Origin of the sequence: Arthrobacter sp. C2 (genome assembly GCA_024207135.1) — a bacterium.
Classification (GTDB): domain Bacteria; phylum Actinomycetota; class Actinomycetes; order Actinomycetales; family Micrococcaceae; genus Paeniglutamicibacter.
The window spans coordinates 135,001-148,638 of the sequence record CP042428.1; the positions used below are offsets into that span (position 1 = coordinate 135,001).

At 58.1% G+C, this 13,638-nt stretch carries 12 protein-coding genes; 6 read left to right on the plus strand and 6 right to left on the minus strand.

Translation table 11 applies throughout. The features are described from left to right. Positions 1-701 precede the first annotated feature (701 nt). The 6 genes from FPY90_RS00620 to FPY90_RS00645 all read right to left on the minus strand — a co-directional run bounded on the left by FPY90_RS00620 (position 702) and on the right by FPY90_RS00645 (position 8,644). Entirely contained in the window at positions 702-1,241 is a 540-nt protein-coding gene (locus tag FPY90_RS00620; RefSeq protein WP_498683282.1) for a hypothetical protein, read from the minus strand. 455 nt (positions 1,242-1,696) lie between these two features. Continuing rightward, a complete protein-coding gene (locus FPY90_RS00625) occupies positions 1,697-2,362 on the minus strand; it encodes a recombinase family protein (protein WP_498683283.1) in 666 nt (221 codons plus the stop codon). Positions 2,363-2,548: 186 nt separating this feature from the next. Then, positions 2,549-2,944, minus strand: a complete 396-nt coding sequence (locus FPY90_RS00630) for a hypothetical protein (protein WP_498683284.1) — start codon at positions 2,942-2,944, stop codon at positions 2,549-2,551. Between the two features lie 121 nt (positions 2,945-3,065). Beyond that, positions 3,066-3,632 carry a DUF2510 domain-containing protein gene (locus tag FPY90_RS00635; RefSeq protein ID WP_498683286.1) on the minus strand — a complete coding sequence of 189 codons (567 nt, stop codon included), beginning with the start codon at positions 3,630-3,632 and terminating at the stop codon, positions 3,066-3,068. A gap of 885 nt (positions 3,633-4,517) precedes the next feature. Further along, positions 4,518-6,209: a hypothetical protein gene (locus FPY90_RS00640; RefSeq protein WP_498683288.1), complete on the minus strand. Its 1,692-nt coding sequence runs from the start codon at positions 6,207-6,209 to the stop codon at positions 4,518-4,520. An 821-nt stretch (positions 6,210-7,030) separates the two neighbouring features. Then, positions 7,031-8,644 (minus strand): recombinase family protein, encoded by a 1,614-nt coding sequence (locus FPY90_RS00645; protein WP_498683289.1) that lies wholly within the window; start codon positions 8,642-8,644, stop codon positions 7,031-7,033. A 169-nt stretch (positions 8,645-8,813) separates the two neighbouring features. Between FPY90_RS00645 and FPY90_RS00650 the strand changes: the two genes are divergently transcribed. The 6 genes from FPY90_RS00650 (at position 8,814) to FPY90_RS00675 (ending at position 13,363) form a co-directional block, all read left to right on the plus strand. Then, a complete protein-coding gene (locus FPY90_RS00650; protein WP_071213561.1) occupies positions 8,814-9,221 on the plus strand; it encodes a TadE family protein in 408 nt (135 codons plus the stop codon). Continuing rightward, positions 9,214-9,765 carry a hypothetical protein gene (locus FPY90_RS00655; RefSeq protein ID WP_498683292.1) on the plus strand — a complete coding sequence of 184 codons (552 nt, stop codon included), beginning with the start codon at positions 9,214-9,216 and terminating at the stop codon, positions 9,763-9,765. Before FPY90_RS00650 ends, FPY90_RS00655 begins: the two co-directional genes overlap by 8 nt. 88 nt (positions 9,766-9,853) lie before the next feature. Beyond that, on the plus strand, positions 9,854-10,291 hold the full coding sequence (locus FPY90_RS00660; RefSeq protein WP_071213560.1) for a hypothetical protein: 438 nt from the start codon (positions 9,854-9,856) through the stop codon (positions 10,289-10,291). Between the two features lie 204 nt (positions 10,292-10,495). After that, the gene (prfB, locus tag FPY90_RS00665) at positions 10,496-11,611 is read left to right on the plus strand and encodes a peptide chain release factor 2 (RefSeq protein ID WP_071213559.1); all 1,116 of its coding nucleotides are present in this window, start codon (positions 10,496-10,498) and stop codon (positions 11,609-11,611) included. 309 nt (positions 11,612-11,920) lie between these two features. Beyond that, positions 11,921-12,727 carry a CoA transferase subunit A gene (locus FPY90_RS00670; RefSeq protein WP_071213558.1) on the plus strand — a complete coding sequence of 269 codons (807 nt, stop codon included), beginning with the start codon at positions 11,921-11,923 and terminating at the stop codon, positions 12,725-12,727. 3 nt (positions 12,728-12,730) lie between these two features. Next, positions 12,731-13,363 carry a CoA transferase subunit B gene (locus FPY90_RS00675; protein ID WP_071213557.1) on the plus strand — a complete coding sequence of 211 codons (633 nt, stop codon included), beginning with the start codon at positions 12,731-12,733 and terminating at the stop codon, positions 13,361-13,363. The last annotated feature ends 275 nt before the right edge of the window (positions 13,364-13,638 follow it).

A 13,638-nucleotide genomic window follows, 5' to 3' on the forward strand; every position in this document is an offset into this window, starting at 1 on the left:
AAGAACCGACGGTCGCCATGCTCTGGGCCGTCAGCGAGCGAGCGCTCGTTGTAGGCCGTCACTTGCCACGCCCGGCGTTGTTCCTCGTACGGTCAGCAATGACGTAGGACTGGCCGGGTTTCGGCGTTGGAGGAAGAGTGGTTCCCCTCGGAACTGTCCTCTCCTGGCCGGTGTGGCCTCCGCGGGAGCCAATGATTTCGTACTGTGCGGATGCGGGAGCAGGCTGTCCCGGCTTGAGCGGCGATGATGCCATGGTCTTAGTCCCTTCAGACTAATTGGGTACGAAAACCAAGTCCTTCAGCGACTTCGACACGCCGTAAAAGTTGCGGTCCGAGATGGATAACCACTACTCTCGAAACATTCCCCTGCAAAGGAAACAACTCAATACCGAATCTCAGCCCCAGCGGCCTAGCCGCTTGGGGCTAGATTCCTTTGGTCTTGCTTTCTCGTTAAAGCCTACATCTAGTGGGGCCTCAAGGGTTAGACCCCAATATGATGTATTACACCGCTGTCATTCCACCTGCCGACTGCCCACAAGCCCTGTGGATAAACTGCCGACGTTAAGCCGCGAGAATTCAATGAATTCGAATATTTGTCCACAGGGTGAGGGCTGGTCGACAGAAAAATAAATCTCTGGCGTGTCGTTCGGCACGGCGTGTCGGAAAGTGTCCTCTGGCCGATTGCTGTAGGTGCATGTGGAATTACGGTCCCGGATTCCACCAATGCTTGAGGCCTAGATCTCGCTGTGCCTGGTCTATGAATTTGCTCCACGCCTTCTTTTGCTGAGAGCGTTCTTCATTCTTAGTATTGCCGTCGAACGACGCGCCAACCCAAGTGATCAAAAGATCCAGATAGGTGTTATACAGCTTCTGAGCCTTAGTCGATCCGATTATTTCCAGATCGTAGCGAAACTTGTATGATCCCTTTATCCTTTTTGACAGCTTACGTGACGTATTATTTATATGTTCAACAGAATGCATGTAAGCGTAATTATCCGAGCTGTAGTCATTTTCCTGTGGATAATTATTGTAATGAGATTTCTGCTGTTCTAGATAGTTTTTTATGTCTAATACAAGACTTCTCTCATATTTCGTTATCTCACGATAAAGTGCGATCCTTTGTTGTCTCTGCCAGCGCTTACTTTCATTGAATCCAGCTATCATGTATCCGGTTGCGCCTACCAAGAGTGCTACTAGGACGCTCACCGCCCCCGGTGCAATGGATTCGATAAATTCATTCATGTACTGATCATAGAAGGTGCCCGAGATCGCGTGAATTTAGTGCGCGTTGGGGTCTGGGATATTTGGGTGCAATTGGTGCGATATGGCGGATCGGGGAACATCTGGCGAGCTGGAAAAAGACGGTCTTGCGCGGGGCTTCCTTGGATGATGCACCATCAAGAAACGTTAGCGCATGGCATCGATCTTAACCAAGGCCCGGTAGGTGGCACCAATGAGCAGGATTATTCCCACGATAGCTAGTAGTCCACCTATGGAAGCTATGACAAGGAATGGGAGGTCTAGCTCCGTGGAGCCATTGTCGAAAGCCATCCGAGTGCCGAACGCAAATCCGATGAAGGTTATTAGCGGACTTGCGAGAATCAAGCTAATACCACCTACGAAAAGCCCTGCCGAGTTTTTGTACTGCATGGTTCCCCCTGTGAATGAAACTGATATTGGTAGATTACATGGCCCGGCTAATACTTCACATGTGCCCATGCCTCAGAGTTAAGGATCTTCTTGATCGTGGCAGGATACCAACGCGCTCCGCCCTGTGCTGTGGGGATCTGCTCGTCAGTGAGACCGTTGGCAATGGCCGTGAGTGTCGCACCCTCGGAGCGTTCCGCCTTGATACGTGCCACAACTTCCACGGGTAGGCCTGTGCGTCGTCCTAGGACGACACCCTGCCTCTTGAGTTCTGCGAGCGCTTCACGTGTTCGGTCGCCGATAAGACGGCGTTCATACTGAGCCACTGAGATCTGCACGTTGGCCATGAACTCACCCTGTGATGTGGTGGTGTCGAGATCCATCTCGGATAGGACCATGGCCCATCCCTGTTTGCGGGACAGTGTCATGAGGCGGGAGAACTCTTCCACGTTCCTTGAGATCCGATCAATGCGGATAGCCAAGAGGTACTGTGCCTGTCCTGCCTTGAGGAGATCCAGTGCTTCATTCAGCAGTGGCCTAGCCTTCCGGGTCATGCTCTTACCGGATGCCTGTTCCCGGATGACGATGACGTTCCATCCACGAGACTCTGCTACCTGCATTAGCACCTGCACTTGACCGTCAAGGCTTGCCCCGGACTTGGCCTGTTCCTCGGTCGAGACTCGGGCGTAAACGATGGCGGTCTGTGTGGTTTCCATGCTCTCAGTTTATACCAAACGGTCCTTTGGTTTAAATATATGCGTGACGTGGTGTGATTTCAAGGGTCGGCAGAACGCCTTAGGACAACAAGAAGAGCCCCTGTCAGAAACAGAGGCCCTTCGTTGCTGGGAAACCCAACATATTCAGTTCAGTTACTTACGGAGACAATCAGCGTGTCCGCTAGATCAACCCGCGCTAGGCGAGCAGGCCTCAGACAAGCCTCGAATCACTTCCTTGCTGGTGCCATATTCCTGGGAGAAGGTGATTGCAGCTTCGTTGTATCGTTCTGCGATGTCGCCTTCAAGTGGATCTTGAATCTTTGACGTGCTGGCATCGATGGTGTCTTCCAACATCGTGATGAAATCTCCAGTGAAAGTCACGTACTCAGTGCAGAGTGATCTATGAGTCTGCGCTGCCGCTAGCTCACTGTCTACGGCCGTCTGGGTTGCTTGCGCGCTCGCCACTTGAGCTTCGAGGGCTTGGATGGTTTTATCAGCTTTCTGATCTGCAATGACAAATCCGAGTCCACCCCCAACCACTAGTGCGATAGCTGCGCTTCCGATGATTAGCTTGTTTTTCATATTCCCCGTGTTCCCCATCGAGTGTGATCAGAGTGATTTTCAGATCCTACAGTTCATAGGAGTCACTCGGAGCATTCGGCCCATCTGATGACTTATCGTCGGCACCGAGGACACTTGCTTGCTACTCCTTGGGCTTGGTGAAGGCGGTCCATTCCTTCCCATCCCACCAACGTAGTTGGGAAGGATCTGGCTTGGGGTCTGAATAGAATCCAGGAGGTGGCAACACTTTCTCGAGGGTCTCGGGATCGGCAGTCGTGGCCACAGGTTTGGGGGTGGTGCCCTTTCTAGCCCTTGCTGACGCGCGAGCCAACATTTCATTGATCTCCCGAACTTCGTCACTGATGGGCGTAGGGACAGCCACCGCTGGTGCAATCTGCGTCTGGGCGAGTTTGGCTTCTCGGAAGGTGGCTTGGGCGTCGGCCCTTCGCCTTGCCAAGTCGTCAGCCTCTTCCTGTCGTTTACTTGCTCCCTCTTGCCAGCGCTGAGCGGCGGTTTGTCGGTGAAGGGAAGTCTGGTGTCCGCAAGCTCCGCAAGTTCCGGCCAGCGACATTGCCGCCTCAGAGCCAAACGCGGTAGTGGCAGCAACCATTACTCGCGTGAAGTTTCGTACGCCCTTTTCGACTCTTGACGCATTGCACTTCACGCAATCCCTACAGCCTGTCAATACTCTCCGCGCCATGTTCCCCATCCAGTGTGATCAGAGTGATTTCCTTGATCCTACAGAGTGCGCATGGTGCTCTCGTGGTTCTATTCATTAGATGACTCATCGTCACTCTTGATAGCTGTCGCTGGTTTGACCTCCCCGCAACTCTGATTGACTCTGATTGACGCTCCGGTATGTTTACTCCCCGAATCGTGAATTTCCCAAGCACCCTGCCCAGCGTTCCTGAGAGGCACCGGCCAAAGTTTCGGGAATGACGACCGCATCCAGGAATTAACTCTTCCTTGCAAACATTGGGGGGTGGAGCAAGCCCGTTCCCCCCGTTGATCCCTGCTTTACCCATCAACAGGCCTAGTATCTCTCCACGTGATTTCTGGATGGGCTTCCATGCATCCGATTGGGAGAATGGCCTGTGTGATCCGCTGAGACTTCCCGCCAACGAATGCCCGCAAATATCCTGCAATGCCCCCAGAGTCGATGCTATTGCTTTTGGCACCTCCATGGGCGACACCTCCAAGAGTGAGACTGTCAGTGTAGAGATAATGCGTAGAGATAATGGGTTCCATGCAAGCGAGGTTCCATGGAACTGGCAATGGGGCACGATGGGGTGACGAAGGGGTGGCGACTCCTTACCCCTTTGCCCAACTTCCTTACAAACAAAGGGATGTAAGAGAGGGGCAACGGGGATGAAGGGGATGAAGGGGTAAAACGTGAAACTCCGTCCCACTTGCTACAGCACAGGAGACGATGCCCTCTTTTTCCATACAATAAAGATTATAGAACTTTACCCCTTCATCCCCTTTGTGGCCTCTGATTCCCTTGCAAACAAAGGGATGCGGGCGAAGGGGTAGCGACTTTTTACCCCTTCGCTACCCCTTCGCTACCCCTTCGCTCCCCATTTGCCGTGGTCAATTATGCGCGAATCAGCTCAAATCCGACTACGCGAGACACTCCACCGGATGGCTTGGTTTCCATTTTGAGGTCCTTATCCCATTGGTAGCCTTTCACTCGCTTGCCGAACTGAGCATGGGCCATGGGAGTTCGTCGGTGCTTCCCACAAAGATCCATGTATCCGTCATAGAGTTCGGAGACCTTGACCGACTTGTTGATTGGGGTACCGGGGTTGTAGGTGAGGTTCGCATACTCCCGGAGGTATAGCCCGAGCAAATCTGATTCTTCGGCGGCTTCCCGTAGCCTGGCTTCCATTGGCTCAGTCTTGGGGAGCTTATTGTCGCAGTGGACCATGGCACCTTGATATGCCTGAATGAGCCTGACTGAAATGCCCTCGGCCTCGGCGTCCATCTTGCCGGGAAGGTCACTGTCCATTGGCTTACAGATTTGCCCGTCTTCACCACGCGAGTACGGCCCGGAGATGTTCACGTCATCCTTGGCCCACTGGTCCGGGTGCGTTTCAGGGATGCGACGGTAGGGCATGAGCACTGGATAAAGCCTGTCTCGCAACTGGCTCTTGTTGGCGTCTGCTTTCAGCGGGTCATTGGAGGTGATGACCATAATTCCTTGAGGCTCCACGCGTTCGGGCTGTGTCTGCATCCTGCGCACGATGTACTTACCGTTACCGGCGTAGTCCAGTAGGAAATTCTCGTCTACTTCATTGATGCACTCGGAGGCGACGACAACGCGAGAGTTTCGCATTTCATCCCTGAGGCGGGCTTGTTCGGTTCCATCTCGCATCTTCATCACGATGCGTTGGTCGTGCCGGGATACGTGGTCAGGATAGATGCGTTCCAGTAGCTCAGTGATCACGCCCTTGCCGCTGTTGGTTGCCCCGTAAAGGGAGACAAGGTGCTTCGAGTAGTGCCGGACCTGCCCCGAAAGTCCGATGCCCAAGAGCTGTTCGAGGATGCGTGCCTCTGAGCTGTCGTGGAAAGAGTCCGCACTGAGCATGTGACACCAGTTCGGAGCAACGGCCTTAGGGTTCCAGTTGTGCGGGATAGCTCGCCACACCAAACGGTCAGGCGAGGGTTCCAGTAGCTCCGGTTCCGGGTACTGCCATGCCCCGGTCGAATCTCGGAATGCTTTTTCGATGCTATGCATGTCGAGCACTCCGTTAGTGAAGACAAGATACTGCTTATCGTCGGCATCACGCGCGGTCGTATCCAACGGGAGCTTTCGTTGCAACATGGCGGCAACGGCCATTTGCCCCGCGTTGGAGTTCATCCGCTTCTGGATGATCTTAAGACCTCTAACAGCCGCTTTGATTCGTCCGTTGCTGTCGTTGATATCGGTCCCAGCTTTTGCGTTGGTCTCCTCCGTGACTTTCTGCTCCGGATTCCTCAACAGGAAATCATTCAGGAGCTTGTCGAGGAAGTAGAGGCCAAGGCCTGCGGTGATATCCACGGCGGCTCCATCCTCAACAGGCTTGTGCAACTGCCCGTCCCAGAGATACCACTGTTTTTGTGATGCGTCATAGCTGGCGAGGTCTTGCAGTTCCCCGGCGATTGCATCCGCGAGAGTTGCCTCACTCCACGGGACAGCATCCCGGAACTGCTCAGGCTCGAAAGAGGAAACCTCTTCGATGGTTTCATCCAGCCCGATAGTTTTGATTAGTTCATTGCGTAGTTCGTTCTGATTCTTTGTACTCATTGATTGTTGTCCTTACTGACATTGTTTACCTCCAAGAGGGTTTTGGGTTTGGTGCTGCATATATGCGTTCCGGCGAGCCGGTGCGGGTGTCATCCTGTGACGTGGCTTTGGGCTAGTTCCTGCTCTTGCTGTGCAAGCTCCAGGAGCAACACGTTATTGGCGTGAGTCTCGTCCGCTAGCTTCATCTGGCGACGATTCGCGTGATAGAGACGGAGACGTACCTTGTTCAGCTCCGAGCGGTCATGTAGACCCCTGAGGCTTTGGCGGGTGTTCTGGTTCGCGTGAGGCATGAATGGATATTCCTTACTATGAGTTATTATGCACAGTTTCGGATTAAAGAGGGACTGTGCGTAGAGGCAAAAAAATGGTCGCCCGATTGGATGCATTGGCACGGCCTGTTGATATGGTCAACAGGCCGTGCAATTCAATGTCAGGCTGGACAGGCCTTGAGATAAGGATTCGGAATACCTTACTCGAATAGTATACCACATGTTTATAACGATTTCAAGCGTGGCTTGCTTTTGGTTAACATGGTGTGCTAATGACTCGTACCCCACCCCCAAATAAGTCTAGGTATGTACTCCATACCCACCGACCCCCAAGTAAGTACCCTTTTGGGCATCAAAAAAGGAGCCGTGTGGACAGCTCCTGTGCGCGCGTACTTCGAGCATGGGTCTGGGTCCGGTGTTCGTGTCCTTTGGGTTGAAACGGAAAATTGAGCAGCCTCCATTCTACCTAAGAATGGTTCGCAAAGGAAGGCCCCTACCAAAAGGCAAGGGGCCTGCGTCCTACGGCGCGCGATCGCCGGTTACTCATGTGGTTCATCCAGGATTCTGGGCGGATGGCTCCCAAAGCTGTTTGCCCACCTCGGAAATCTCGAACTCAATGTCATCGGTGAAAGTTGGACCCGTGAGGTTCTTGGGCTTCTTGGGCAACTTGGGCTTTTCCCAGAGTGGCTCAGGAGTGGATGATGCCCTGCTCGGCAGTTCGGGGAGTTCCCACGGGTGCAGTGATTCCAACAGGGTCGCAACGTGAGCGTCCCGGAGCTTCTCGCCCAACGGCGTATAGGCGTAGTCGATGACATCCTCGGAGAACCGTTTGCCCTGACCGCCTCGGCTGATCTTGATTTCCGCAAACACGGAGGCCAGGAGATCCCGCCTAAGCTCTATCGGTGCGGCCTTCCATCCGGACAGCTCGAAGCCCTCGAAGATGCTCACGGTCTTGTCTTGGTTGAGGTTGAACAACTCTGCATCCAGCCCGGATATCTTCTCGGCGTGCTTGGCTTCTTTGTCGGCAATGAGTGACGGGCGTAGACCTGCCTCAATCGCTTCTGAGAGCCACTCGTCATGTTCCATGGAGATCCGGAGCTTCTCTCCCTGCGCCTCGGCGAGGCGGCGTGCTGTGCCCTCCTGTTGTGCCCTGACCTCATTGTGTTGGGACAGGAGATCAAGTGCGCGGATGCTGACGGCATCTTCCAGTGGTTCGGCTGTGATCGTGACATGTTTCGTCGTGGGGCACCGGTAGGTTCTGGGGGAGCCCGTGCCGCCTCGTTGTCCAGCGTTCATCCCACGGTCGCAAACTACGCACTGAATGATGTTGGTCAGCAATCGGACGTCGTGCCGTGTGATCGTACTGTCACGCTTCCCTGTGCGCTTGGATTCGATCCGGAGCTGAATAGCATCGAACTGATCCTTGGTGAGAAGGGGCTTCCAGTCTTTGAGTACATACAGTGTTCCTTGGTAGTCCTGCATCCCGTAGAGTCGCGGCCTCGTGAAGTAGTTCCGAACGGTTCCGGAGGTCCACGCCTTGCCGCCTTGTTTGCCGGTCTGTGGAGTCTTGAGGCCTTGAAGGTTCCACAACTCGGAGACCTTGAAGAATGACCATTCACCGGAGGCCAGCTTCTCTGCGGCCTCAACGACTGCCTGAGCTTCCGCTTTGACCCAAGAGCCGTCCCGCTCTTGACCGAATGGGCGGATCGAACCGCGATACTTCCCCGTCTCAGCAATGCGTTGGTTTGCCAGCTTTTGACGCTCGGATTTCTTCTCACCCTCGGCGGCGTCGATTGCCGAACGGATGATGGAAATCATGCCAGCATCGGAGGTAGCAAAATCCAACTTGCCGCCGTCGCACATGTAGCCCGTGATCCCGGCTCCCTTGATGCGGAGGGTGTCCAGCACGTCTCGGCTGAGTCTGTCTTGCTTGTAGGCAACCACCACAGCGGGGGCATCCAGTAGGAGCCGTTCGAAGTCTGGGCGCTCTGCTCCATTGGTGGCAGAGATCGAGTTGTCTTGGTAGATCTCGCCCAAGGTCCAGCCCTTGGCCGTGATGAATTCCTTACAGGCCTTGATCTGGGAGGAAACGCTCGCGCCCTCGTCTTCGGTTCCCTGCTTCTTGTCCCGCGAGATTCGGGCGTAAATCGCCGCTGTAGTTGTCATGGAGCAAGATTATCTCAACATAGGTACTTTGTGGTCATGGGTTGGGTCATGATCACTTTAATGAGCGCGTTGCTTGTTGCGGCGCTCCTGGCCATCGCCGGCCCGCGCCTGGAAGAGCTGTTCAACCAAGCGATCGACCGGGTTGCGGGGATGGGCTAGCGACGCGCGCATGCCACGGCCCATCGAATCCCGGAAGCACGGCACGCAGGAGAACCAGCAAGGTTCGGCGGTCGCCGAATTCGTGATGGTCTCCGCGCTGCTGATCGCGGTGTTCATGGGCATCTTGCAGCTGACTTTTGCGCTGCATGTGCGCAACACGCTCATGGATGCCGCGGCGGCCGGCGCCAGATACGGAACCCTGGCCGACCGCGGGCCCGGCGACGGGGTGCGCCGCACCCAGGAACTGATCCGCGGGGCGCTCAGCGACCGGTTCGCTTCCAATGTGCACGCCACCCCCATCGACATCGGCGGCACACCGGGCGTGCGGATCACCGTGCGGGCAGGAATCCCGCTCTTCGGTATGGTCCCCTTCATGGGCGAGTTCGTGGTCCGGGGGGAGTCGGTGCGCTATGGATAGGGCACGAGGGCACGCCGTTCCCCGGGAGGTCGGTTCCCGGCACCGGCGACCGGGTAACGCATGCCGTCCCGCCGCCGCGATCCGGGCCACAACCGCGGCCGGCCCCGCAGCAACCTGCCTGCGTCGTCGGGCCTCCCGCGGCGCACAGGACGGCTCGTCCATCATCGAATTCATCTTCCTGGTGGTGCTGCTGCTGGTGCCGCTGGTCTATCTGGTGGTGGGCGCCGCGCACGTCCAGGCGGCCAGCTACGCCGCGGTGGGAGCGGCGGACCACGCCGCCAAGGTCTTCGTCACCGCCCAAACCGAAGGCCAAGGCCGTGCAAGGGCGGCCGATGCCGTGCAACGCGCCGCGGCCAACATGGAGGTCGGGCCCGGCCGCACGCATTTCACCTACAGCTGCCGGGGCACCTGCCTGAGTGCGGGAAGCACCGTGACGGTCCATGTGTCCATTGAAACGGTCCTCCCGCTGCTCCCCGAGGGCTGGAGTTGGCGCACCGGCAGCGTCCAATCCGACGCAACCCAGCGGGTCGATCGATATGGGTAGCCGCACGGGAATACGCGCGAAGCCCCGCCCGGGGGATACTCTCGCACCCTGGCCAGCCTCCGGGGGCCACCGGAGCACGGTGCGAACCATGATTCCTCCGGGGCGCGAAGCGGGCCAGTCCATGGTGCTGATCATCGGAATGGTAGCGATCGCCCTGCTAGCCATCAGCGTCGTGCTCGCCGCCACGGCGGTCAACGTCCAGGCGCACAAGCTCCTGTCGGTGGCCGACGGTGCGGTCGCTGCGGCGGCCGACAACTTCGAGCTCACCGCCGGGGGCGAGGACATCGCCACGCTCCGCCTGCAGCCATCCGAGGTCCGGCACGCTGCGGAAAAATACCTCGGTGACGTCAACGCCGGGGCGGGCTTTTCCAACCTGCACATCGTTGCCGCCGGGGTTGAACCGGATGCAGTCACCGCACATGTGCGGCTCGGTGCGGTCGTGCATCCGCCGATCATCGGCTGGGTGGTCCCGGGCGGCGTGAATATCCGGGTGGACGCCTACGCCCGGACGCTGCTTTCGCGCTGAATCGCTGCTCCGCGGGCACTGGGCTGTGGGTGCGGGGCTGTGGGTACTGGGCCAGCCGGCTGGACCTGGGCCACGGCGCTCGCCGGGATCGCCAGCAGGCCGTATCCGAACCGCGGCACAGCTCCGGCGTTCCCGGACGCATTGGCCACAATCGCCGGCCGGGGCAATGCCTGGCCCCGCAAATGTCGTAGGCTGGAAACTACCATGGCTTCAACTGACTTTTCTGCCGAAATCAAATCACTGCGCTCCACCTATGCCTCCATTGAAGAGGTCTCCGATGTGCCGCGCATCCGTGCGGACATTGAAATGCTCTCCGAGGAAGCCGGCGTTCCCGATCTTTGGGACAACCCGGCCGCCGCGCAGGTCGTCACCTCCAAGCTTTCGCACCGCCAATCCGAGCTTGAGCGACTGACCGTCATCCACAACCGCATCGAGGATCTGGAAGTGCTCGTCGAACTCGCGGAAATGGAAGGTGACGCCGACACCTTGCAGGAGGCCGAGACCGAATTCAAGTCGGTGCGCAAGGCATTGGCCGACTTGGAAGTGGTGACCCTGCTCTCCGGCGAATTTGATTCGCGCGAGGCCGTCGTCACCATCCGTGCCGGGGCCGGAGGCGTGGACGCAGCCGATTTCGCCGAGATGCTGATGCGCATGTACCTGCGTTGGGCGGAAAAGCACGGCTACTCCACCCGGGTCATGGACACCTCATACGCCGAAGAGGCCGGCCTGAAGTCAGCGACCTTCGAGGTCAACGCCCCGTACGCATTCGGCACGCTGTCGGTCGAGGCCGGAACCCACCGCCTGGTGCGCATCTCGCCTTTCGACAACCAGGGCCGCCGCCAGACATCCTTCGCCGCGGTCGAGGTCATCCCGCTGATCGAGCAAAACGACTCCATCGAGATCCCGGAAAATGAGATCCGCGTCGATGTGTACCGTTCCTCGGGCCCCGGCGGGCAGTCCGTGAACACCACCGACTCCGCGGTGCGCATGACCCACATCCCCACGGGCATCGTGGTGTCGATGCAGAACGAAAAGTCGCAGATCCAGAACCGCGCGGCCGCGCTGCGCGTTCTGCAGTCGCGACTGTTGCTCGTGAAGAAGGCCGAACAGGACGCACAAAAGAAGCAGATGGCCGGCGACGTGAAGGCTTCGTGGGGCGACCAGATGCGCTCCTACGTGCTCAACCCCTACCAAATGGTCAAGGACCTGCGCACCGAGCACGAGGTTGGAAACACCTCTTCGGTGCTCGATGGCGAAATCGACGACTTCATCGACGCCGGGATCCGCTGGCGCGCCGCGCAGCGCCGCCCGGGGGCCTAAACACGCACCAACGCGAAGGAGGTCCCGCAGGCACATTTTGACCATGTGCCTGTGGGACCTCCTTCGTTGTCTGCCTGGAGGCAGGAACATGGGCGCATGGGCGAAAGCCTGGCCGCAATCTCGGGAGGCCGGCCGACCCGTTCGGCGGCCCATTGGGCCCTATGGGTGAATTTCCCGCTTGGACGTCCTACGATGTGGCTAAGGAACCACACGCAGGTCATGCGATGCCAAGCACCAAGCAGGGGTGCTTCGCGCCAACCGGTATGTGGTCTCCGGGTATCGTCCATCCGCAATCCCAGGAGTGCAGGAATGTTAGACAAGACCTATGAATCTGCCGGCGCCGCAGTAGCGGACATTCCCGAATCTGCCTCCATCGCGGTGGGAGGCTTTGGACTCTCGGGAAACCCCAACGCACTGATCCGTGCGGTACTGGAAAGCGGGGTGGGAGACCTCAAGGTCGTCTCGAACAATTGCGGAACCGACGAGCACGGTCTGGGGATTTTGCTGGGTGCCGGCCGGATTTCGAAGATGACGTCCTCCTACGTCGGGGAGAACAAGGAATTTGCGCGCCGCTACCTCAAGGGCGAACTGGAGCTCGAGCTGACCCCGCAGGGAACGCTCGCCGAGAAACTGCGCGCGGGCGGAGCCGGAATTGCGGCCTTCTACACACGCACCGGCGTCGGCACCCAGGTGGCCGAGGGCGGGCTGCCCCAGCGATACGGGCCAGACGGAGAAATCGTCCAGGCCTCCCAACCCAAGGACCAGCGTGACTTTGCGCCGGGCGGGGAAACCAAGACATTTGTCCTTGAAGAATCCATCGTCACCGATTATGCCCTGGTGCATGCGGCCTACGGAGACCGTCATGGAAACCTCGTGTTCAACAAGGCCGCCCGGCAATTTTCGCCCGTAGCGGCGATGGCAGGGAAGATCTGCATTGCCGAGGTGGAGCACCTGGTCGAGCCTGGCGAACTCGATCCCGATGCAATCCACCTGCCCGGGGTCTTCGTCCACCGCGTGGTCGAGGTCGGAACCGACATCGAAAAGCCAATTGAAAAACGCACCGTGCAGGCAGCAAGCGCTGCATCGGGCGACCGGCCGCTGACGAAGGAGGCCTAGGCAATGTCTTGGTCACGCAATGAAATGGCGGCACGCGCCGCGCTTGAACTGCCGGACGGTGCATACGTGAACCTGGGGATCGGGCTGCCCACGCTCGTGCCGAACTATGTTCCGGCCGACCGCACGTTGGTGCTCCAATCGGAAAATGGGATCCTTGGCGTTGGCCCTTATCCCGCCGAGGCAGATGTCGATCCCGACCTGATCAATGCCGGGAAGGAAACCGTGACGGTGCTTCCCGGCGCCAGCTACTTCGATTCGGCCACCAGCTTCGCGATGATCCGCGGCGGCAAGATCGATGCAGCAATCCTCGGTGCCATGCAGGTTTCCGCCGCCGGAGACCTGGCCAACTGGATGATTCCGGGCAAGATGGTCAAGGGCCCAGGAGGAGCCATGGACCTGGTCCACGGTGCCAAGCGCGTGATTGTCCTGATGGAGCATGTGGCCAAGGACGGTAGCGCGAAGATCGTCAACGAATGCTCCCTGCCGCTGACCGGCCGTGCGGTGGTGCAACGCATCATCACAGATCTCGCCGTCATCGACATCACGGATGCAGGGCTTCGGTTGATCGAATGCGCTCCCGGTGTCACCCCCGAACAGGTCCAGTCCGCGACGGAAGCGCCGTTGTTGCTGGGATAGCGCCGGTTCCCGGTCGTTCACGAGGTCATCGATCCCTGCGCCGGGCGCGGGCACGTCGTTGCGTTAGCGGGAGACTTGCCAGCGCGGTGGTGAGCCCGCTGTCCGCGGTTGACCGTCACGGATCGGATACGCAGCGCGCGCCCATCGGACTCACAGTTTCGTGACACACCCGCTTTTAGTCCCGGATGTGTGCCGCCGGGACGGATAGAGTTCAAGGGCTGGCTTTGCAACTTCCTTCAACCAAGTCCCGTGCCTGGATCATGCGCCGGCGATCC